Raw genomic sequence first — 21959 nt, forward strand, 5'->3', positions numbered from 1 at the left:
TTCCTATTAGAGAGGAGAATATTCTAATAGACTCGGAAGAAACAAGCGAAATTATTTAATAACTGGGTACTATGAATCGCAACATCATCGTTAGTCTATCTTGTTAATGAATGAAGAAGCGTATCTCTTGAATTGAGATACGCTTTTTTGATTAATAATATTTATTTCCAAAGTTAAATTCAAAATCGATGTTCATCCCTTTTGGAATTGTAACATATAATTTATACTTACTCTTTTTTGGCTGTCCGGAATAGTTACTCAATGGATCAAAGTAACTGAGTGAATTTTGTTTTAATGTCGAAGTAGTATAGGTTTTCACTGTTTTTCCGGTACTGCTGTTCACGATTTTATAACTCACTTTTCCTTGTGTTGCACTGTTACTGCGGGTATGAATATAATTTTGTGCTCCTGGTATATAAGTAAGCTCAAAATATTTGACTGATTTTCCGCTGCCCTTTTCCCCATTGTAACGGAATTTATTGTTTAGAAAAGATCGATTTAAATCTTCTACTCCATTTGGACTCTTTTGATACTCTGACCAGAGTTGAGCTAACGTTTTCCCTGTATACTCTTTAAATAAATCGTCTGAGTAGTAATTATTCTGCACACGCTGATGAATTTTTAAAAGACTGCCAGGATACTTGATTTGATTGATCCATGTAAAAAATCGAGCTGTTACCCCATAACTATTGGTATAATTTTGTGTTGATTTTACAGCAGGCAAGCGCCATGATTCGATATTGGAGTACCGATAACGTGCATAATCAGCCATGCCTTCTTTAAACCAACTGGGAGCTGTTACCCCATTTGGATACGCATCGACGACATGAAACATTTCATGGACAAGCATTCCTTGGTCACCAGTATGAGACTTTGCATAGTCAGGGTTAATATAAATCGTACTGCCAACCGTATAAGCAATGGGATACTTCTCATTTTTCACAAACTTTACGATAACTTCTTTTGGAGCATTTTTTGGACTATATTCACTTGCCATTTGTGCATATGTACGTTTAAATGTTGTTTCATAGCGACTTACTACAGATGATAAACTGGAATCAGTGTATTCTGTTGTCATCTTGTAATTACCACTTGTTACTGTTTTTGTCGTAGCAGAAGCTTTTTCTGGGGAAAGACCCAGCACTGGAATACTTGCAACTGCAAACACAAGAAACGGTACTATTTTTTTATTGAGAAGTCCTCGCATGCTTCCTCTCCTTACCTTTTATTTAAAACCATGCTATTAAAAAATAGTTCAATCGACAAGCGGTAAAAAGAAACAGTCATAGAGGATTAACAATTAAAAAAAGCAGATGGCTTTCTACAGCCAGACTGCTCTTCTACTAATGATATTTATTTCCATAATTAAATTCAAAATCGATGTTCATGCCTTTAGGAATTTGCACATACATCGTATAATCACCTTTCTTTGGTTCCTTTACATATTTTTCAAAAGGATCAAAAAAATCAATCGATCTTTCCCATAGTTCTTTTGTTGCAAATGTACTTACCGTTTTCCCTGTCTTGTTATCAACGATTTTATAGTTAACTTTGCCTTGTGTAGCATTGTTACTGCGTGTATTTAAATAATTTTGCTCCCCAGGGATATATTCAAATGAAAAATAATTTACCCATTTTCCACTGCCAGTTTCTCCATTGTATCTCGATTTTTCTTTTGCAAATGACCAGTCCAACTTTTCTATGTTTCCAGACGTCTTCTTGTATTCATTCCATAGCTCGTCCAAGGTTTCACCTGTGTACTCTTTGAATAGATCATCAGAGTAATAGCCATTTTGTATTCGTTGATGAATCTTCAACATACTTCCTGGAGATTTGATATATTCGATCCACTCAAAAAATCTTGCTGTTACTTCATATCCATCTGTATATTTTTGATCATCCGTAGGAGCCTTATAAAACCGATAATCTAAAATCGAATAGTGATTACGACCAAATTCAGCCATACCTTCATCAAACCAGCTAGCACGTTTTACTATATCAGGATATGCATCGACTGCATGAAATAACTCATGTACCAATAGACCTTGATCTTCTGGATTTTTTTTCGCATAATCTGGGTTCATATAAATAGTAGTTCCCTGTGTATAGGCATAAGGATATTTTTCATTTCGCTCGAATTTCAGTGTTATTTCTTTCGGAGCTTTCGTTGGACTAAAATGATCGGCCATTTGTACATAGGACCGTTTAAATGTCTGTTCATATGCCATTACGATGGAATTAAGGTTTGGATCATCATATTCAACCGTCATTTTATATTCTCCACTAGTAATCACTTTTGTCGCAGCATCAGCTACAGGCAAACTTGTAATAGAAACATTACAAAGAATAAGAGCGCTACAGGCAAGCAAAAGTCTTTTATATTTCATTTTACCACTCCTTTCCTGCTATTACGTTTATTTTACAAAGGCAGAAAAACGTGAACAAGTCTTAGCGATACATGTACAAATTCATTTCAAATTAATTGGTAATTTTCAAAAAAAGGGATACATATGATAATGGGAATCCGTAAAATAGGAGGTGCCACAAATGCCTATAAAACCCCCCGTGCTACAGAGCGGGGACACCATTGGTATTGTTACACTTGGGAGTCCTCTCGGATCATCGACCATTAACAGAAGAATTCGTACCCTTAGACAGATGGGATTTTCTGTTCTCATTGGAGAACATGTATATGATCATGAAGGAATAGTTGCTACTTCTGCCACGAATCGAGCTTCTGATTTTATGAAAATGGTGGAAGATACTCGAGTAAAATTAATTTTACCGACTCGGGGAGGGACTGGGGTAAAAGATATTCTGCCGTACTTAGACTATACAAGTATTGCGCAAAATCCAAAAATTGTAGCGGGATATAGTGATATAACGATATTAAACAATGTTTTATATCAATTTTCAGATCTAATTACCTTTCAAAGTCTATTGCTACTCGATTTTAAAACGAGTACACCAGCATATAATTTCAATCAATTTTTTTCTATCCTGCAAGAGCCCACTAATTCCAGACTAATTCAAAATCCACCTGGCATTCCTCTAAAAAGCCTCATTCAAGGGAATGTCACTGGATCACTAGTTGGAGGAAATATCACTTCATTCGCTGACACGCTGGGTACTGCCTATGAAATAGATACACGAGGAAAAATTATTGTGCTCGAAGAAATTCATGAGCCAACTGATAAAATATATCGAGATCTAACCCGATTAATATTAGCTGGAAAATTCGAAGACTGCCTCGGGATTGTTATGGGACAATGTACCAGCTGCCCTATTTCCTATCAAACATCCTACCAAGCTTTGATCGATACCTTGCTTATTCCATTGAATAAACCTCTTATGACTAATTTACAGACAGCTCACGGCAAATATAAAGCTGCGCTACCTATAGGGGCAGCAGTTAACCTGAATACATACGATAACTCACTCACTATTACAGAATCTGTGGTTCGTAGTGAGTCATAAACATACCAATATGCTATACCGCTAATTTTCTTTGACAGAGCTGGTTATATTATTACTTGAAAGGATGATATACTTATGCTCTTTCAAACGATTTGGGAAACGACTTTAATCTTTATAATCGGAACGATATTACTACGTTTAAGTGGCAGGATCTCGATATCGCAAATGACAGTGCCACAAGTTATGGTCGTTGTCGGTCTTGGAACACTTTTAGTGGAACCTGTATCAGGACACGGTTTAGGATATACGATGCTCGCAGCTAGTATTATTATCATTATCATGATCATCTTAGAATATTTGGAACTTAAGTTTGATTTATTCGAAACACTATCTATCGGTAAATCAAAGATTGTAATTGAAAATGGAAAATTCCATCTAAAAAATCTCCGCAAATTAAGATTTACAGTCGATAAGTTAGAAGCACGGCTTCGTGAAGTCGGGATAGCCAATATAGATGATGTAGAATGGGCTACCATTGAACCAAGCGGCCAAATTGGCTATTCGCTTAAAAATAAGCATCAGCCTAGTACAAAAGGTGATATCCAAGAGATAATAGATCGTCTCCGACAAATCGAGAAATCTATATCTCCCTTGCTTCTCAAAGACACAAAAACCTCCAATCTCTTTACAGAAATAAAGAGCAAACCAAATGAAGGAAATCAAAATGAGCCTAATTAAAGCAAAGCATAAGAATTTGATCCATTTATGTGTTTTCCCGTCAAATGATCTATTCAAATCGATCAATAATACATGAGAAAACGAACCTAGTTTAAAAAAGGACAAGTTTAAATCTTGTAATAAGAACAAACAGGAAACTATCGATCAAAAAATCGACCATAGCTCTCCTGTTTAAATTTTTATTTTGACTGTCTTTCACATATAGATTTAATGAATACCAGTTAACATTGACTCGCTAAATCCTCCATATTCCTTTTTTAATACTGGACACAGTAGATTGGTTTTCAAGGGAAGATAAATCTCCAAGATTTTCGTCTAAATAAATCGCACGAATAACACGTCGTAGTATTTTTCCATTTCTCGTTTTTGGCAACTCATCAACAAAATAGATTGCTTTTGGTTTTAATGGTTTCCCAATTTTCTCTGTGATCCAAGCTAAAAGTTCAACTTCCAATGCCTTTGATATATCCGCATTTTTTTGGAGTGTAACAAAACAGACTGCAACAGTCCCTTTTATATCATCAGGAATTCCAATCGCAGCTGCTTCGACAACAGCTTGATGAGCGACAAGCGCTGTTTCAAACTCTACTGGTCCGATTCGTTTTCCAGCTATATTTAATGTATCATCACTGCGTCCATGAATAAACCAATATCCATTTGATTTCCGCTCTGCCCAATCTCCATGAATCCATCGATCAGCAAATCGTGACCAATAAGATTTTAGATAGCGGTCACGGTCTCTCCAAAATCCTTTTGTCATTCCTGGCCATGCACTTCGAATAACTAACTCTCCTACTTCATCGACTAGTGAAGTTCCTTGTACATCAGCAACATCTACATTCATCCCAGGAATCGGACCATGAAACGAACAAGGGACGAGCGGCAATCCCGGAAAACTAGATAATATTCCTCCAGAAATCTCTGTACCACCAGAATAATTGATTATCGAACACCGAGATCTTCCTACTTTTTCAAATAACCAAATCCAAGGTTCTTTATTCCATGGTTCTCCAGAAGAGCCAAACACCTTTAATGAAGGTAGATCATGTTTTTCTATCCATTGATCCCCTCTGCTCATCAACATTCGTATTAATGTCGGAGAGATGCCAAGATGTGTGATGTCATGCTTTTCCACCAGTTGCCATAAGCGATCAAACTGCGGATAATCTGGAGTACCTTCGTATAATACAATCGTTCCTCCAAGTAGCAGTCCTCCAAAAACCATCCATGGACCCATCATCCAGCCCATATCACTTAGCCAGCACAACCTATCCCCAGGTTGGAAATCAAATGCATATTTCAAATCCTGTGCAGCTTTAAAGGGAAAACCAACATGGGTGTGTACAGTTCCCTTTGGCTTTCCTGTCGTACCAGAAGTGTATAACAACATCAAGGAAGTTTCTGACTTCACCCAAACCATAGGACTTATGGGTACTTGATGCTTTCTTATATCTTCATAATGGATCCATTGTGCTTGAGAATGAGCGGGAACAAACGCCGCATCATCTCTCTGAACAACGATAACAAAACGAAGTGAAGTGCATTTCTCCACGATTTTTTCTGCCATTTTTCTCATTTCTACTCTGTTTCCACGACGGTAAAAGTAAGCTGCTGTGACGAGTACTTTTGCCTCACTATCTTGTATTCTTGTTGCAACCGCATCCACTCCATAACCTGAGAAAACAGGAATGATAATTGCGCCTATTTTGGCTGCCCCAAGCATTGCTGTAACTACTTCTGGAATCATTGGCATATAGAGAACCATTCGATCTCCTTTTTCGATTCCCAGACGAAGCAACTCATGTGCAAATTGATCTGATTCTTCGGATAATTGCTGGTAAGTAACTTTCCTAGTCGTCCCATCTTCTGTTTCCCAAATGATTGCCGTTTTCGTACCAGCCTTCCCAAACACATGTTTCTCTACTGAATCATATGCGACATTTGTTTTTCCACCACAAAACCAGCGTGTCCAAGCAATACCTGCGGAATCATCCATTACTTTGTCATAAGGTTTATGCCATGTCCACCCGATTTCTTTTTCCATCTCTGACCAAAACCATGTTGGATCTTGTTCTATAGCTTGATAAAGTTCATCGAGGGAAGCAAATCCACTCTTTTTTATAAATTGATATAAATTTGTTTTCTCCCATCTGATGGAGGTCGGCAAATATATCTGTTTATCTTCTCGCAACTTCATTCATCCCTTCTTACATATTGATGTATCTAAAAAAATGTAAGCAGAATGGATTGCGTTTCCTATACGATATCAATTTATATATATGTTATCTTCTGAAATGATAACGCTTTCAATTTTTCTTGACAAAATGCTTACTGGTGACGATTTTCACCGTCACCAGTTTGTACCCCGATGTTACGCTACACTTGAATTACCAGAACAAAAAGTCTCCACGATAACACGAGCCATAAATTTCTTTTCCGCTTCGCTCGGTGTATGCCCCCCAGGAAGAGGCTCTGCTCGGAAAGGTGTGTAAAGCGGAAGGCGATTTCGAATAAACTTACCGCTCACTTCCTTGACAGAAGGATCGTTCTCGCCCTGAAAAAGCAGCACAGGAACAGTCACCTTTGAGAGAGCCTGTTTGCCTAGACGGATGACTTTATTCAAATCACGCACACTCTTCCAAGTAACTTTTAGATTTGAACCAGCTTCCCCACCCTTTGGCAGCATAATTCGGTGCATCAGGAATGGGACAGGGATCTTCGTAAGATGCAGCATCAACCCAAACAGAATGAGATGAAGACGATATGGAAGTGCCTTTGCCGACACCCTGATCTTCTCCCTCTCTTCCGTGCTCATGTTAACGGTAGCAATCAGAGCCAGATACCCACTCATGGAGTGAGCATTGACAATTACAGCACCAACATCTTCACGCTGAACCAATGCAAAGAGCTGCTCCTGAACATACTCCAGCCAGTCAAGATACGAAAACTGCGACATTGCTCGCGCCTTTTCTTCTTCTGTTTTATGACCTGTGTCATGTCCAGGCAGAGTCAGCGAGACGAGTTCATCCACTTTTCCAAGAAACCATGAACGCTCAAATTGGTACTTCTGCGGAGTTGCCGTCCAACCATGGAGATTCACTACTACTGTCTTTTTCTTCATTTTTGTTCCTTTTACCTAGGTAGTTTCGAGGCTATCACACTAATACTAGCATGCAGTAAAACCAAAGTACATAGACAGAAAGAACGAAGGAAATTGCTGTCAAAATAGTTATCATTATATGAATTGTATTTCCTAGATGGAATATTTTGATATATGATGAAGAAAGTTTCGATGAAGGAGATTTTTTATGAAAAATACACTTAGCATATTATCAATTGTACTATGTTTATGGGTTATGCCATTTCATGGATATGCCTCAGAAATAGATGGGCATCCATCATTAAAAGCCTCTGTTTATGAAGATGAAAACATCCAATCACAACAGCAAAAACAAAAGATTCTCAAAGGGCAGGATGCAGATACGAACAAGTTAACAGTCGAAGCAGAAGCCTACTATTTGATGGATTATGATTCTGGGGTGGTATTAGCAAAAAAGAACGAAAACCAGTCTCGCCCACCCGCAAGCATGACAAAAATGATGACTGCATATATCATCTTAGACAAAATAAAAGCTGGGAAAATACATTGGACAGATGAAGTCGTCGTGAGTAAGCGCGCAGCAGATATAGACGAAGCACAAATCTACTTACAACCGAATGAAAAGATTACAGTGAAAGAGTTATTTACTGGATTGCTAGTGCAGTCTGCGAATGATGCAGCAGTAGCTCTAGCCGAATACGTAGCTGGATCCGAAGAAAAATTTGTAGCTATAATGAATCAAAAAACAAAAGAGCTTGGATTACAACATACACACTTTCTCAATAGTTCCGGATTAAATCAAGAAGACTATCCAGATCCACCAAAGACACAAGGAGAGCATGTCATGTCTGCCAAAGACACCGTTTCATTAGCGACACAGCTCATCACCAATCATCCTGAAATATTCCACTTTACAACAATAGCATCCTATACCTTTCATCCGGGAACACCGAGACAACAAAAAGTACTGAATTGGAACAGCATGCTGCCAGGCCTATCGCATGAGTATAAAGGTGTTCAAGGAATAAAAACCGGCTCCACGCAGCGTGCAGGCTATTGTTTTGCAGGAACTGTCAAACAAAACGATACTCGTTTTATGTCCGTTGTAATGGGAACAACCTCCAAGGACAAGCGTTTTACGGAAACTAAAAAACTATATGATTTTGGCTACCAAATGTTTCAACCAATAACCTTTCTAAAAGCAGGGCAATCTGTACCAGGCAACTACACCCATTCTATCTCTGAAGCCAAAGAGAAAAAAACAACGATTGTTGCAGCAAAAAATATTCGCATTCCAGTGAAGCGTGGAGACAAGAAAACAGATTATCGTTATCATGTTGTATGGAAAAGCAATCTAAAAGCCCCATTAAAAAAAGGAACGATCGTAGGGCAAGTAGAGTTGCAATTCAAAGGTCATAACATAGACGGCTTTAGACCTGTGCCGCTCGTGACCAAAAATGCTGTGCAGAAAGAGAGTTTTCTTGATCGAATCGCGCATTACATTGCTAGTTAAACATTAAATTTCAATCCTTGTTTTCTTTTTTTATACCGTTATGATAAAAATAATCTACTAAACAGAAATGATTGTCTTGTCAACATTACTTTCTCTTCATAAAAATTATCAAATTTCCGTTACTAACTCAAAAAGAAATGAGGATGGAAAGATGAAAAAATTACTTGGTAAAACCGCTATCGTAACTGGTGCATCCAAAGGAATTGGTGCTGAAATTGCAATCCAATTGGCAGCAGAAGGTGCGAGTGTTGTTGTAAATTATTCCTCCAGTAAGGAAGGAGCAGAACGTGTAGTAGCTGATATCATTCGTAATGATGGCAAAGCAATCAGTGTCCAAGGGAATGTTGGAAATTCAGCAGACATAAAGCGATTGTTCGCAGAAGCAAACAACGCTTTTGGTTCAGTAGATATACTCGTGAACAATGCTGGCGTATATAAATTTGAATCGATCGAGAATGTTTCCGAAGAAGAATTCCATTTATCATTTAATACAAATGTGCTCGGCATCGTTCTTACAGTTCAAGAAGCCCTGAAATACTTTCCATCCAGCGGAGGCAGCATTATTAACATTAGTTCGACTGCCAGTAAGAGCCCCGTTATCAACTCAAGCATTTATTCTGCAAGCAAAGGAGCGGTTGATTCTCTCACTGTAGCACTTTCAAAAGAACTAGGATCTCGAAATATTCGCGTAAATGCAGTAGCTCCAGGAGGAACCGATACCGAAGGAACCCAGAGTCTTGGAATTGCTGGCAGTGACCGAGCAAAGGCATTGGCTAAAATTACTCCACTTGGCCGCTTTGGAAAACCACAAGATATCGCGCCTGTGGTCGTATTTTTAGCCTCGGATGACTCTGCTTGGCTAACAGGAGAAAGAATCACTGCATCAGGAGGATTTCGATAAGACAAAAAATCTGCCAAACATATAGAAAAACCCACAGTTCTTCGAAGAACTGTGGGTTTTTCTATATCCATATTAACCTAATACTTTCATTACATTACGCACGGAATCAGCAGATTTATCTAATGCTGCTTTTTCTGTTTCGGTAAGTTCCAATTCCAATACTTTTTCAATTCCATTCCCACCAAGTACTACCGGAACCCCAAGGTAAAGGTTTTGATAACCGTATTCACCTTCCAAATATGCGATCGCTGGGAGAATACGTTTTTTGTCTTTTAAAATCGCTTCTGCCATCTGTACCAGCGACGCAGCAGGTGCATAGTATGCACTGCCATTCCCAAGGAGATTTACGATTTCTCCTCCTCCTGTACGTGCACGCGCTACAATTGCATCCAATCGTTCTTGTGGAATTAATTTTTCAAGTGGAATACCGCCTGCATAAGAATAACGAACCAATGGGACCATGTCGTCTCCATGTCCACCAAGCACAAAACCTGTGATATCTTCGACGGAGATGCCTAGTTCCTGAGCTACAAACGTACGGAAACGAGCAGTATCCAATACTCCAGACTGTCCAATGATACGATGTTTTGGGAATCCAGATGTACGATAAACTTCATAAGTCATTGCATCAACCGGATTGGTGAGAACAAGAATGATACAATCTGGAGAATATTTAACAACTTGCTCAGTTACCAACCGCATTACTTTTGCATTGGTATTTACTAAATCGTCTCGGCTCATACCGGGTTTACGAGCAATGCCTGCTGTAATGATGACAACATCCGAATCAGCAGTTTCTTCGTAACTGCTTGTTCCAGTAATATTTGCATCAAAACCCTGGACAGGACTTGCTTCTAACATATCCAATGCTTTCCCTTTTGTAGGGTTTTCTGCTTGTGGAATATCCACCAAGACAATATCCCCAAGTTCTTTTTGTGCAAGCATCAATGCGGTAGTTGCACCAGTAAAACCTGCACCAACTACAGATATTTTCCGACGTTTAATAGCTGCCATACTGGTATCCTCCTACGAATTCCTACAAATTTTGAATAAGTTGATCTGCAAACTCTGAACATTTAACCTCAGTCGCATCATTCATCAAACGCGCAAAATCATATGTAACAACTTTGCTCAAAATAGTCTTTCCTAACGACTGATGGATGAGATCAGCAGCTTCTTGCCAACCAAGATGCTCTAACAACAGAACACCCGACAGGATGACAGATCCAGGATTTACTTTGTCCAAACCAGCATATTTTGGAGCTGTTCCATGTGTTGCCTCAAAAACAGCATGACCAGATACATAATTAATATTTGCCCCTGGAGCAATACCTATCCCACCAACCTGAGCAGCTAATGCATCAGAAATATAGTCTCCATTCAAGTTTAACGTCGCTATAACATCATATTCTTTCGGACGGGTCAAAATTTGCTGAAGAAAAGCGTCCGCAATTACATCCTTCACAATCAGTTTTCCTGCATCTGTGGCAGCTTGTTGTTCCTGATCAGCAGCCTGTTTTCCTTTTTCTTTAGCGATACGGTCATATTGTGCCCAAGTGAAAACTTTGTCACCGTACTCCCGTTCTGCGAGCTCATAACCCCAGTTTTTAAAGGCTCCTTCGGTGAATTTCATAATATTTCCTTTGTGAACAAGTGTCACGCTTGGACGTTTATGTAGCAATGCATACTCGATAGCAGCACGAACCAATCTTTCCGTGCCTTCTTTTGATACTGGTTTTATACCGATACCAGAAGTTTCTGGAAAACGGATTTTTTTCACGCCAAGTTCTGTCTGCAAAAATCGGATCACTTTTTGTGCTTCAGTTGATTCTGCTTCCCATTCTACTCCAGCATAAATATCTTCTGAGTTTTCACGAAAAATTACCATATCTACATCTTCAGGTCGCTTCACTGGACTTGGAACTCCATCGACATATCGAACAGGGCGCAGACAAACATACAAATCCAATTCTTGTCTCAAAGCAACATTTAAAGAACGAATTCCTCCGCCTACAGGTGTTGTAAGTGGTCCTTTGATTGCGATGAGGTATTCTCGAATCGTTTCTAAAGTTTCAGCCGGCAGCCATTCACCCGTTAAATTAAATGCTTTTTCTCCAGCATATACTTCTTTCCACTCGATTTTCTTTTCTCCGTTGTATGCCTTCTCTACTGCTGCATCTAATACTCGGCTAGAAGCTGCCCAAATATCAGGACCAATTCCATCTCCTTCAATAAAAGGAATAATCGGATGATTAGGAACATGCAATTTACCATCGACAACCGTTATTTTTTCTGCTGCCATATAGATACCCTCCTCATTATTAAACCCATCATATGTATTCAAAAAAAAATAGGGAAAAAAGGGGATAATATCCCCTTTGATTTATCTATTCTCAATCGGTACATATTTTTGATCAGTTTTCCCTACATAATCTGCGCGAGGACGAATTAAACGATTATCATTATACTGCTCCATGATGTGTGCAGTCCAACCAGTGATACGGCTCATTGCAAACAATGGGGTAAACAAATCCTCAGAGAGATCAAGGTAGTGATAAACCGTAGCAGAATAAAAATCAACATTTGGTTTTAGACCCTTGATATCACCAACGAGCTGTTCAACTCTTTCTGAGATGTCATACCATTTTGTATCTCCGTGTTGTTCTCCTAATTTATGAGACATTACTCGCAAATGTTTTGCCCTTGGATCGCCATTTTTGTACACACGATGTCCAAAGCCCATAATCTTTGCTTTATTATTTAACTTATCTAAGATATATGGCTCTGTATTTTCCGCAGAACCAATTTCACGAAGCATCACCATTACTTGCTCATTTGCCCCACCATGAAGCGGACCTTTGAGCGCACCAATAGCAGCTGTTACGGAAGAATACATATCGGCCAATGTAGCAGCTGTAACACGTGCAGCAAAAGTCGAAGCATTTAGTTCATGGTCAGCTTGCAGAATAAGAACTTTATCAAGTGCCTGTACAGCCACTTCCGATTCTTCCTTACCTGTCAGCATATATAGGAAGTTTGCTACTAACCCCATATCAGTTCGAGGTGCAATTGGTTCTTTTCCATCGCGTATACGAGCAATAGCAGCAATAATTGTTGGTATTTTTGCAGTTAGACGGATTGCTTTGCGTTGATTCGCCTCCACTGTGTTAACTTCTGCTTCATCATCAAACATACAGAGAGCAGAAACTGCGGTTCGAAGCGTAGTCATTGGATGTGCGTCTTTTGGGTATAAGCGGATTTGATTAATTAGTTGATCGGAAATTGCAGCATTTTCTTGTAGTGCTTTTCTATGTTCAGCTAATTCCTCTTTGTTTGGCAGATGATTATACCAGAGAAGAAACGCTACTTCTTCAAAAGAAGAGTGATCTGCTAAATCATCAATATTGTAACCACGATACGCCAATACTCCATCGATAATGGAGCAAATTTCTGAGGAGAGAGCTGTAATACCTTCCAAGCCTTTAACTACCATGTGTTATCGCTCCTTATCCATCGTAACAAAATGAGAGGCACAGAAAAATATTAGGTAAGTAAACGGTTTCATACCGATGTCACTATGATTTCATTTCGATTATCAAAACACTTCCATATTATATCCGAGAAAAGAGATTAAATCTACTTGATAAATCGAATTTCGTGCCCAAGAATTAGTGTACCACATTATTACCAAATTTCCCATCCTAGAGCCATTGGTTCATAACCATTTCTCACGGGGTAATGATATAATCATCCTTGGAAGGAGGCGAGCAAATAAACGTGTCGAAACAGCATATTTTTGGAATCACCTTTCGTTCTGTACTCGTAATTGCAATCATGATATCGGTTTATTTTCTTCTACAATTTTCCATCCCACTGCTCTACCCTTTCCTGATCGGATGGATTATTGCCATGCTGATGGAACCAATTATCCGTTGGCTAGAAAGAAAATGTAAAATACCACGTCTACTTGGCTCGTTTTTGGTTTTATTCATACTTCTGTCCATATTGTTTACGATCATCGTTTTTTTAGTAGCTGGAGTTGTAGTAGAACTGACCAATTTGGCCCAAAAATTGCCTGCCTTTTTGAATGACTTAGGCCAATTACTGTTTTCTAAGTTTGTCCAACAAAACACGCTGCTAAACCACATCATGGATACGGTCCAGAGCTACCTGCAAAAAAATCCAAGTCAACAAGCAAGCATCCAAGCAACCATTCAAGAAAATATTTCTGCGTTAACCAAACAAGGAACCATGCTCATCACTGACATCATAACAGGTATCGGAACTTTTTTAGGAAATTTGCCTTATCTGATAACAGTTATGGTATTCATCACTCTGGCAACTTTTTTTATTAGTTTGAAATGGCCGCGAATTAACAAAGATCTAGAAAACGTCATCCCAAAACATATCCAAAAGACGAGTGGTGCTGTTTTCCATGATTTAAAAAAAGCCTTAGTCGGATTTATCGGGGCACAGTTAACATTGATCACCATTTCATCGATTATCATGTACATTGGACTTTTAATTCTAAATGTTCCTTATGCCATCTCTATTGCAATAATCATTGGCGTGGTTGACTTGTTACCATATCTAGGCGTTGGAGCAGTACTTGTACCTTGGATTATCTATTTATTTTTTATTGGAAATGTTCATCTAGCTATTGGACTCAGTATTGTTTATTTGATCATTCTTATCACAAGACAATCTATTGAGCCCAAACTAGTTGCTACAAGTGTCGGGCTGGATCCGTTGGTGACCTTGATAGCACTATTTATTGGATTAAACCTGCTCGGTGTACTAGGTTTTATTGTTGGACCTACAGTTGCAGTTATTGCAATTGCACTCCAAAGAGCCCATATTTTCCAAGATATATGGAGTTTTGTAATCAACGGAAGAAAACAGTAGATAACTATCGAAAGCGCCTTATTGCCCTATCTCGCAACCAGACAAATACCAGCTGTTGAACGAATTTTCGTGTAAAAGGAATAAATAACAATATCCCCATCACATCGCTGATAAAACCAGGGAATATTAACAGCACAGCGCCCAATGATTGAAGCACACCTCTTAAGATAGTATGACCTGGAGGCTGCCCTTCAGACCATTGTTGCTGTGCTGTTTTCCATGTATGATACCCTAATTTTTGAATAAGAATAACACCAATTATCCCAGCCAAAATAATTAATAAAAAGGTGGGAAATGCACCTATTTTACTACCAACGAATAAGATTCCTACTAGTTCCACAAGAAAGAAAACGACGCCTATCTGAATTATTTTTCTAAGAAACATTTTAGCCATTCCTTTCCAGAGCGGAAGCACGTCTACCCGTTTATATTGCCCATATTTACAAGCTTTCCATATAGTTCAGGACAACGTTCATCTATCCGAACCCTTTTCATTTCCCGTGAAACCCAAATGTGCTTGGTATGCCCAGTAGCAAGTAGTTTGTTATCTTCTTTCCTAGTAACGTTATACCCAAAAACAATTTTACTCGGTCCTAATTCATTTATTTTTGTTGTCACTACAACAACATCATCGTATTTTGCAGAATGACGGTATTGCGCTCCAACATCTACAACTGGCAATAAAATACCTTTTGACTCCAGTTGAGGATACGAATAACCAAACTCACGAATCAAGCTTGTCCTCCCAACTTCAAACCAAACCAAATAATTAGCGTGATATACTACACCCATCTGATCCGTTTCTTGATATCGGACTCTTATCTCTGTTTTCAAAACCCAATTCCTCCATCAATATATTCCTATTAGTTAATATAACAAAAAAATAGTTATCATATTTCATCAAAGTACATCACATAATAAGGACAAGACTACAAAAATGAACGCAAGAATATGTTAGAATAAGAAAGTTGGTTTTACAAAAGGCTATTCCTTTCCCTTAGATCAAAATTGTTTTTTAACTATCGTTTATGAATAGCCTATAAAAAATACAAAAAAAAATGGACAAAGAAAGGAGTGTTTTCCATGCTTCGCCGTAAAGCAAAACGCCGCAGCCGACTACGCTGGTGGATTTTCCCTCAACTAGGATTGATGTAAGTATTGACAACTCCGCACGGCTAATGCCCTGGGATTCTTGGTAATCATCGATAATCCAAGCTTAAACCGTGAACCCATTCCTTGTTGAAATTTCGAATAGTACAGATCGCATTTTCGTCAATTGTCATGTTTATTTAAAAAATAGTCAGACTTGTGAAATGTAAAAAGGGATCCCTTATCTAACTCTCGCTTTCGTTTCACGATTCGAACCATGGGTTTTCTCGCTCGTAATGTTATAAGAAACACCATCTCTGAATTGCAAACTTAAACAATGCAGAGATGGTGTTTTATTTTTAATGGATGAGCAATTGCAAGCATTTCAGCTCTCACAATTGCTCTTAAATCTGCAATGCTATGCTGACTTGGGATACTCCAACCGGACGTGATGTTGTTCAGCACGACCAGTTTTAAAAGTATAACGCTTTAGTACCTTACGATCTTTAGACAGAAGCTCACACTCTACTCGCAAAGGATCAACCACCTTGAATTTAACTTCTGCCACTGGAACAGGTGTCTCTCCAGTATAATCATCCGCAGACAGTGCCCCTCGATTATAAAAAAGACGATAAGTGTGAACGATTAGATAACGAAACTTCCCTTTTTCTTTATCCTTGGGAAGTTCGCCTCCTGTTTCCTTCAACCCTCGGAGAAAATCATCTCGAATGCTGCTGCTCATTCTTATGCCTTTCGTTAGAGAGTCTCTATCTCACCTATTATACTATGCAAACACTAGCAATTACATGATATTTGCTTTGCCGGAATAAATTTGCCCTGTACTTGTATCTACCGTAATTTCTCTTTCCAAACGAAGGGTATCTACTGCACCTCTAACCCCGACTACGACTGGAATACCTAAACTGACACAAACTACAGCAGCATGAGAAGTTAATCCCCCTTCTTCTGTAATTACTACGGAAGCTCTTTGGATAAGATCAATTATTTCTTTATCTGTTCCAGATGTAACTAATGCAGCCCCATCTATCATTTTTTCTCTTAACTCCTGGGCTGTTGTACCTGCGACGACAGGTGCAGTTACTACTTGTTTTCCAATCCCTTTTCCACGTAACAAAACTCCACCAACTACATATACTTTCATCAAGTTTGTCGTTCCAGATTGTCCTACCGGAACCCCTGCTGTAATAAGAATTAAATCACCTTGGGTAACAAACGAAGTAGAAAGGGCAGCATGAATACAACTTTGAAACATTTCATCTGTTGTTTCACATTCCTCTCCAAACACTGGGAACACGCCCCATAGCAGGTTTAATTTTCTCATGATATCTTCATTTGGAGTGACTGCTAAAACAGGAATGTTTGGACGATATTTTGCAATCATTCTCGCTGTAAATCCACGCTCTGTTGCAGTGATAATTGCAGATGCCTTCAAATTCTTACTCGTCTGCACTACAGCTTGACTGATAGATTCGGTTATTGTATGTCCTTTTTCAAGGCTCATTTTATCTAACCATAAATCATGATTGAAAAATGCTTCTGTTCGTTCTGCAATTTTTGCCATTGTCATTACTGACTCTATTGGATATTTCCCTGCAGCTGTTTCTCCTGAAAGCATAATTGCATCTGTACCATCTAAAATTGCGTTTGCCACATCACTTGTTTCTGCACGTGTAGGACGTGGGTTGCGCTGCATTGAATCAAGCATCTGTGTCGCTGTAATAACTGGTTTACCCATAATGTTACACTTTCGAATCGTATCTTTTTGAACTTGTGGAACTTCTTCGACAGGAATCTCCACACCCAAATCCCCACGAGCGACCATTAAACCATCAGCTACTTTTAATATTTCATCAACATTCTCAACGCCTTCTTGGTTTTCTATTTTCGCAATAATAGGGATATAGGCATTATGTTCTTCTAATATTTTTCGAATATCCAAAATATCTTCCGCTTTTCGTATAAAAGAAGCTGCGATAAAATCAACATTTTGTTCTATTCCAAAGCGTATATCAGCAGCATCTTTCTCTGTGATACCGGGGAGATTCACTCGTATACCTGGTACATTCACACCTTTTTTACTCTTTAATGTTCCGCTACTTTGAATCTTACAACGAACTTCAGAACCTTCGATATCTTCTACTTCTAATCCAATTAAACCATCATCAATAAGAACCGTCGAACCAGGCCTGACATCTTTAGGAAAATCCGTATAACTGACAGATACACGACTTGCATCCCCAAGTACAGATTCTGTTGTCAGTGTAACTTCGTTTCCAGCCAAAAGTTCAACTTCTGGCGCACTCAAATCTCCTGTTCGAATTTCCGGCCCTTTTGTATCTAGTAAAATCGCAACGACTTTCCCTTCTTCTTTCGCTGCTTGACGAATCGTACTTATTCTATTTCCATGTTCTTCGTGACTACCATGTGAAAAATTTAATCGGGCTACATTCATCCCAGCTCTTATTAAACTTCGTAATGTTTCCAAATCTTCACTCGCCGGCCCAATGGTACACACGATTTTCGTTTTGCGCATTTTGCGTTATTTCCCCCAATTTCTCTTCAATCTCTAAATGGACAATTGTTCAGTTAATGGATAGAGCGAAAGATCAGGTGTATGTTTTTCGGTAAATGCTACAGAGAATGGTACCCCTACCGGTTTTCCATTATGGATAGCAACCATTTTGTTTGTCTCGCCTGCTTTTATTAATTCTACTGCTTTTACTCCCATTCTACTAGCAAGTACTCGATCAAAAGCAGTAGGTGATCCACCCCGTTGAACATGTCCTAAAATTGTTACTCTTGTTTCTAATCCACTCTTTTCTTCAATCACTTTCGCAACTTCCACTCCATTGCCGACACCTTCGGCAATGAGAATGATACTATGTTTTTTACCACGTTCTACGCCACGATTCAAGCGTGAAATAATCTCTGACAGTTGATATGGTTCTTCTGGTATGAGAATAGATTCTGCTCCACCAGCTACACCAGCCCATAATGCAATATCTCCAGCATTTCTACCCATCACTTCTACAACATATGTGCGTTCATGCGATGTAGCAGTATCTCTAATTTTATCAATGCAATCAATCACTGTATTGATAGCAGTATCAAATCCTATAGTAAATTCAGTACCAGGAATATCGTTATCAATCGTTCCAGGAATACCTATTGTTTTTATACCTTTTTCCGCTAATTTTGCAGCTCCACAAAAAGTTCCATCTCCACCTATTACAATAAGCCCTTCAATTTCAAACTTCTTTAACTGCTCTAGAGCCTTGGCTTGTCCTTGTTCCGTTCGAAACTCATCAGATCTAGCTGTGTATAAAATCGTACCCCCGCGATGTATAATATCCCCAACTGAACCTAAAGGAAGTGGAATGATGTCTCCTTGTATAAGTCCAGTATAGCCACGTTTTACTCCGAACACTTCCATTCCAGCAAATATAGCTGCACGAACTACTGCACGAATAGCAGCATTCATACCTGGTGCATCTCCACCACTTGTTAATACAGCGATTCGTTTCACACTCTCCACTCCCTATTTTCGAAAGATAATTATTTAGCATTATTATTGTAATTCTACATTCTAAATATCCTTCCGTCGAGCAGTAACCAGAAAACAACGAATGCTAAAACATAAAACGGATCAAATGAAGATCCGTATAATAATTTCTTATAAAATTTTTACAAAACCCAGAAATATACCATTAATAAAAACCATCTAAAAAATACCTTATATTCGCTTTAAGTTTTACATTATATCAGAAAATTAGCAATCAGATCAAAGTAATGTTCTTCTTCCTCAATCATTGGAGCATGTCCGGATTTTGCAAATAACTGGAAAGTTGCATTTGGTAAGAAGGAAGCTATTTCTTCTCCCCTGGCAGGTGGATTTAATCCATCATATTTTCCATTGATTACAAGTGCCTCTGCTTTTATTTTATGTAAATCAGATCTAAAATCAAATCCTTCCAACGCTTTATTCGCTGCCATTTTTTGCCCCTCTGTAAGCATAGTCGCTTTTTCTGATAATTTCACCAGAGCTCGATTTACCGCTTTTATGTCGTGAAATATATACATTTGTGCACGAATAAACTTTTCATCCATCGTAAGATCCTTCCATTCCTCTTCATGCCTGTCGAACAGTTCTTGCATTGATGAACTTTGTCCATGCGCTTTGGAAACAACCAGAACAAGTTTTTCGATACGGCTCGGCTGAGCGATCGCTACCCCTTGAGCAATATAACTCCCCATTGAAACACCTAGCATATGTACTTTTTTTAGATTCAAATTATCCATGAGATAAATGACATCTGCAATATGATCTTTTAGCGTGTAATGTTTGGGTTTATCTGATTTCCCATGCCCCCGTGCGTCCAGCGAAATTACTCGAAAAAACTTTTTAAAATACGTAATTTCTTTTTCGAAAGAAGCCATATCTTGTGTTAATCCATGCAATAGAATCAACGGGAATCCTTGCCCAACCTCTTCATAATACAGCTGTGTTCCGTCGTTAGACAAAATACTCGGCATGAAATTCATCCCCTATAGAAGTTTTTCTATTATTATATCACCTAATCAAAAAATAGCTTACTCATACAAAAATCATATAAATTATTTATATTAGGTTTACATTTAAATAAAAAACAATTAAAATAACCATTTTGTAAACGTAAATAGCAATTGGAAAATATTATTATATTATATTATTTAAATATTTTATTTAACAATCGATATAAATACGATACATTAAAGATAAACACAACGATGAACGGGGGGTGCCCAGTTGGATCTGGATCAAATACATTATTTAGGAGAAGAGTTCGCCAAGTATTTTGTCTACTGCTGTGAAGGAAAACATTATGTTCAAATGATAGATCAATTCCGATGGGCAAAAACCCGATTAACTCTCATAGAAGCCATGATAACGTTGATAGAACATACTCATCCTAATCCAAACATCCAAAAAACTTCTCTTACAGAGAAAGATTGGAAGCGCTTAACTATGTTTATTCAAACGGCTGATATTCAACAGGTAAGAGAATTACACACATCTATGATCCGATATATATCTGTTTGTGAAATAGAAAAAATTCAAAAAACAGAAGAATATTTGACCGAGTTATTGATTCATTTTGAGGAAGGTGAGTAGGATATCGATAAACTCCCCTCTGTGAGAGTGGAGTTTGGTTATACAAAAGGCGGAAAGCCTATTTTATTCTTAAACGGAAATAACGGCAGAATCGGAAACAAGTTAATTCTCCAGAGGTGCATATCTTCGCTCGGGTTTTTCTGCATCTATTTTTGCTCAGGTAGAATTAATTAATATCTTATGTATTCTAAATATAAAATGGGCGGGCAGCGGAAGTATATCTGCTGCCCGTGACCACACAGAGAAGAGTAACAACTCTGTGATTGATATCAGGAAGTCTGACGGTACTGCTTGATCAGCTTGCGAGCGGCGTCACGCTGAGAGTAGTGAGACACGCACTCAATCCACAGGAGAGCTTCCATGCCCTGCTGTACGCTCAGAACGATCCACGAGAGATATTGGTCCCGAGCCACCTCTGCCTTGTCTTCCGACAAGATCAGGTTGGTGTTCACTTCGTGGGAACCGTCATCCGCTTCATTGAACAAGTTGTTGAGCGTTTCAAAGTACGGCCAGTTGAGCTTTTTCATCGATGCGAAATACGACGATGAGGGAGTGATGCCCCCCATCGCTTTCAAAGTCGCGTCCATGATACGCATTTTGACCGCTTCCCTCACCTTAAAGTGAAGCTTGGCAAAAGATGCAGCGATCCAGATTCGATCCTGGATCGGCAAGGCTTCTTCCTCATGTTCTGGAAAATCAAGGCGCTTGAAGAAGAAAGGAACAGCCGTGACGAAGCAGTCTCGCTGCTTGTCGGTCAGCTCCAGATAGCTGGAGATCAATTGCTTAAGATCCTCGATGCTGACTTTGAACTTGCAGGTTCCGGAGATGATGTAGATGCTGTCGGTCACTCGCTTCTCCGATGTGGGAAGCTGGAAGAAGAGATCAAGTACCTTCCTCGCAGCAGCCTGCTGATCGATCGGAAGGGAGGTGATATAAGCTTCCATATCCTTACGTGCAGCCTCGAAGTGATCGAAGTTTCCACGGTCAGCCGGCTTGACATCCATGATTGTACCCCTTGTGTGATCGCTTGTACGATAATTTCATTATAGCATTACAAAAGCTTAGCACCTTATGTAAAGTGAAAATTCCCAAATTCAGATAACTTAATTCATCAAAAGACAAG

Annotated in this window: 20 protein-coding genes; 6 read left to right on the forward strand and 14 right to left on the reverse strand. The window is 38.8% G+C overall.

The genetic code is table 11. The features are described 5' to 3' along the window. Positions 1 to 151: 151 nt before the first annotated feature. Positions 152 to 1207 (reverse strand): basic secretory protein-like protein, encoded by a 1056-nt coding sequence (locus AC5WOC_RS15810; protein ID WP_496056379.1) that lies wholly within the window; start codon positions 1205 to 1207, stop codon positions 152 to 154. Positions 1208 to 1343: 136 nt separating this feature from the next. Then, positions 1344 to 2387 (reverse strand): basic secretory protein-like protein, encoded by a 1044-nt coding sequence (locus AC5WOC_RS15815; RefSeq protein ID WP_496056380.1) that lies wholly within the window; start codon positions 2385 to 2387, stop codon positions 1344 to 1346. 160 nt (positions 2388 to 2547) lie between these two features. Here AC5WOC_RS15815 and AC5WOC_RS15820 point away from each other — a divergent pair, with 160 nt between their 5' ends. Together AC5WOC_RS15820 and AC5WOC_RS15825 are read left to right on the forward strand one after the other, a co-directional pair. Next, positions 2548 to 3477 (forward strand): S66 peptidase family protein, encoded by a 930-nt coding sequence (locus tag AC5WOC_RS15820; RefSeq protein WP_496056381.1) that lies wholly within the window; start codon positions 2548 to 2550, stop codon positions 3475 to 3477. Positions 3478 to 3552: 75 nt separating this feature from the next. Continuing rightward, complete coding sequence (locus tag AC5WOC_RS15825) at positions 3553 to 4155, forward strand: DUF421 domain-containing protein (protein WP_496056382.1); 603 nt, start codon at positions 3553 to 3555, stop codon at positions 4153 to 4155. A 235-nt stretch (positions 4156 to 4390) separates the two neighbouring features. On the opposite strand, the gene AC5WOC_RS15830 is transcribed toward AC5WOC_RS15825, so the two are convergent. Together AC5WOC_RS15830 and AC5WOC_RS15835 are read right to left on the reverse strand one after the other, a co-directional pair. Further along, the gene (locus AC5WOC_RS15830) at positions 4391 to 6352 is read right to left on the reverse strand and encodes an AMP-binding protein (RefSeq protein WP_496056383.1); all 1962 of its coding nucleotides are present in this window, start codon (positions 6350 to 6352) and stop codon (positions 4391 to 4393) included. A 174-nt stretch (positions 6353 to 6526) separates the two neighbouring features. Beyond that, the gene (locus tag AC5WOC_RS15835) at positions 6527 to 7276 is read right to left on the reverse strand and encodes an alpha/beta hydrolase (protein ID WP_496056384.1); all 750 of its coding nucleotides are present in this window, start codon (positions 7274 to 7276) and stop codon (positions 6527 to 6529) included. Positions 7277 to 7463: 187 nt separating this feature from the next. On the opposite strand from AC5WOC_RS15835, the gene AC5WOC_RS15840 reads away from it, so the two are divergent. Together AC5WOC_RS15840 and AC5WOC_RS15845 are read left to right on the forward strand one after the other, a co-directional pair. Next, positions 7464 to 8768: a D-alanyl-D-alanine carboxypeptidase family protein gene (locus tag AC5WOC_RS15840; protein ID WP_496056385.1), complete on the forward strand. Its 1305-nt coding sequence runs from the start codon at positions 7464 to 7466 to the stop codon at positions 8766 to 8768. 151 nt (positions 8769 to 8919) lie between these two features. After that, positions 8920 to 9669, forward strand: a complete 750-nt coding sequence (locus AC5WOC_RS15845; RefSeq protein WP_496056386.1) for an SDR family NAD(P)-dependent oxidoreductase — start codon at positions 8920 to 8922, stop codon at positions 9667 to 9669. A 72-nt stretch (positions 9670 to 9741) separates the two neighbouring features. Here AC5WOC_RS15845 and mdh read toward each other — a convergent pair whose 3' ends face one another. The 3 genes from mdh to AC5WOC_RS15860 all read right to left on the reverse strand — a co-directional run bounded on the left by mdh (position 9742) and on the right by AC5WOC_RS15860 (position 13162). Then, the gene (gene mdh / locus AC5WOC_RS15850; RefSeq protein ID WP_496056387.1) at positions 9742 to 10683 is read right to left on the reverse strand and encodes a malate dehydrogenase; all 942 of its coding nucleotides are present in this window, start codon (positions 10681 to 10683) and stop codon (positions 9742 to 9744) included. Positions 10684 to 10705: 22 nt separating this feature from the next. Continuing rightward, positions 10706 to 11971, reverse strand: coding sequence for an NADP-dependent isocitrate dehydrogenase (gene icd / locus AC5WOC_RS15855; RefSeq protein WP_496056388.1), 1266 nt, complete (start codon positions 11969 to 11971; stop codon positions 10706 to 10708). Between the two features lie 81 nt (positions 11972 to 12052). After that, entirely contained in the window at positions 12053 to 13162 is a 1110-nt protein-coding gene (locus tag AC5WOC_RS15860) for a citrate/2-methylcitrate synthase (RefSeq protein ID WP_496056389.1), read from the reverse strand. Positions 13163 to 13446: 284 nt separating this feature from the next. Here AC5WOC_RS15860 and ytvI point away from each other — a divergent pair, with 284 nt between their 5' ends. After that, positions 13447 to 14574 (forward strand): sporulation integral membrane protein YtvI, encoded by a 1128-nt coding sequence (gene ytvI, locus AC5WOC_RS15865; protein ID WP_496056390.1) that lies wholly within the window; start codon positions 13447 to 13449, stop codon positions 14572 to 14574. 4 nt (positions 14575 to 14578) lie between these two features. Here the strand turns inward: ytvI and AC5WOC_RS15870 are convergent, their stop codons facing one another. From AC5WOC_RS15870 to AC5WOC_RS15895, 6 genes are all read right to left on the reverse strand, one after another. After that, positions 14579 to 14959 (reverse strand): FxsA family protein, encoded by a 381-nt coding sequence (locus tag AC5WOC_RS15870; protein ID WP_496056391.1) that lies wholly within the window; start codon positions 14957 to 14959, stop codon positions 14579 to 14581. A 32-nt stretch (positions 14960 to 14991) separates the two neighbouring features. Continuing rightward, the gene (locus tag AC5WOC_RS15875) at positions 14992 to 15408 is read right to left on the reverse strand and encodes an acyl-CoA thioesterase (RefSeq protein ID WP_496056392.1); all 417 of its coding nucleotides are present in this window, start codon (positions 15406 to 15408) and stop codon (positions 14992 to 14994) included. 673 nt (positions 15409 to 16081) lie between these two features. Further along, the gene (locus tag AC5WOC_RS15880; protein WP_496056393.1) at positions 16082 to 16405 is read right to left on the reverse strand and encodes a hypothetical protein; all 324 of its coding nucleotides are present in this window, start codon (positions 16403 to 16405) and stop codon (positions 16082 to 16084) included. A 60-nt stretch (positions 16406 to 16465) separates the two neighbouring features. After that, complete coding sequence (gene pyk / locus AC5WOC_RS15885; protein WP_496056394.1) at positions 16466 to 18217, reverse strand: pyruvate kinase; 1752 nt, start codon at positions 18215 to 18217, stop codon at positions 16466 to 16468. Between the two features lie 33 nt (positions 18218 to 18250). Further along, positions 18251 to 19210, reverse strand: a complete 960-nt coding sequence (gene pfkA / locus AC5WOC_RS15890) for a 6-phosphofructokinase (protein WP_496056395.1) — start codon at positions 19208 to 19210, stop codon at positions 18251 to 18253. 230 nt (positions 19211 to 19440) lie between these two features. Continuing rightward, on the reverse strand, positions 19441 to 20217 hold the full coding sequence (locus AC5WOC_RS15895) for an alpha/beta fold hydrolase (protein ID WP_496056396.1): 777 nt from the start codon (positions 20215 to 20217) through the stop codon (positions 19441 to 19443). Between the two features lie 253 nt (positions 20218 to 20470). Here AC5WOC_RS15895 and AC5WOC_RS15900 point away from each other — a divergent pair, with 253 nt between their 5' ends. Next, positions 20471 to 20836, forward strand: a complete 366-nt coding sequence (locus tag AC5WOC_RS15900; protein ID WP_496056397.1) for a hypothetical protein — start codon at positions 20471 to 20473, stop codon at positions 20834 to 20836. A gap of 269 nt (positions 20837 to 21105) precedes the next feature. On the opposite strand, the gene AC5WOC_RS15905 is transcribed toward AC5WOC_RS15900, so the two are convergent. Next, a complete protein-coding gene (locus AC5WOC_RS15905; RefSeq protein ID WP_496056398.1) occupies positions 21106 to 21840 on the reverse strand; it encodes a hypothetical protein in 735 nt (244 codons plus the stop codon). Positions 21841 to 21959 lie beyond the last annotated feature (119 nt).

Source organism: Shimazuella sp. NTD247, assembly GCF_059510415.1.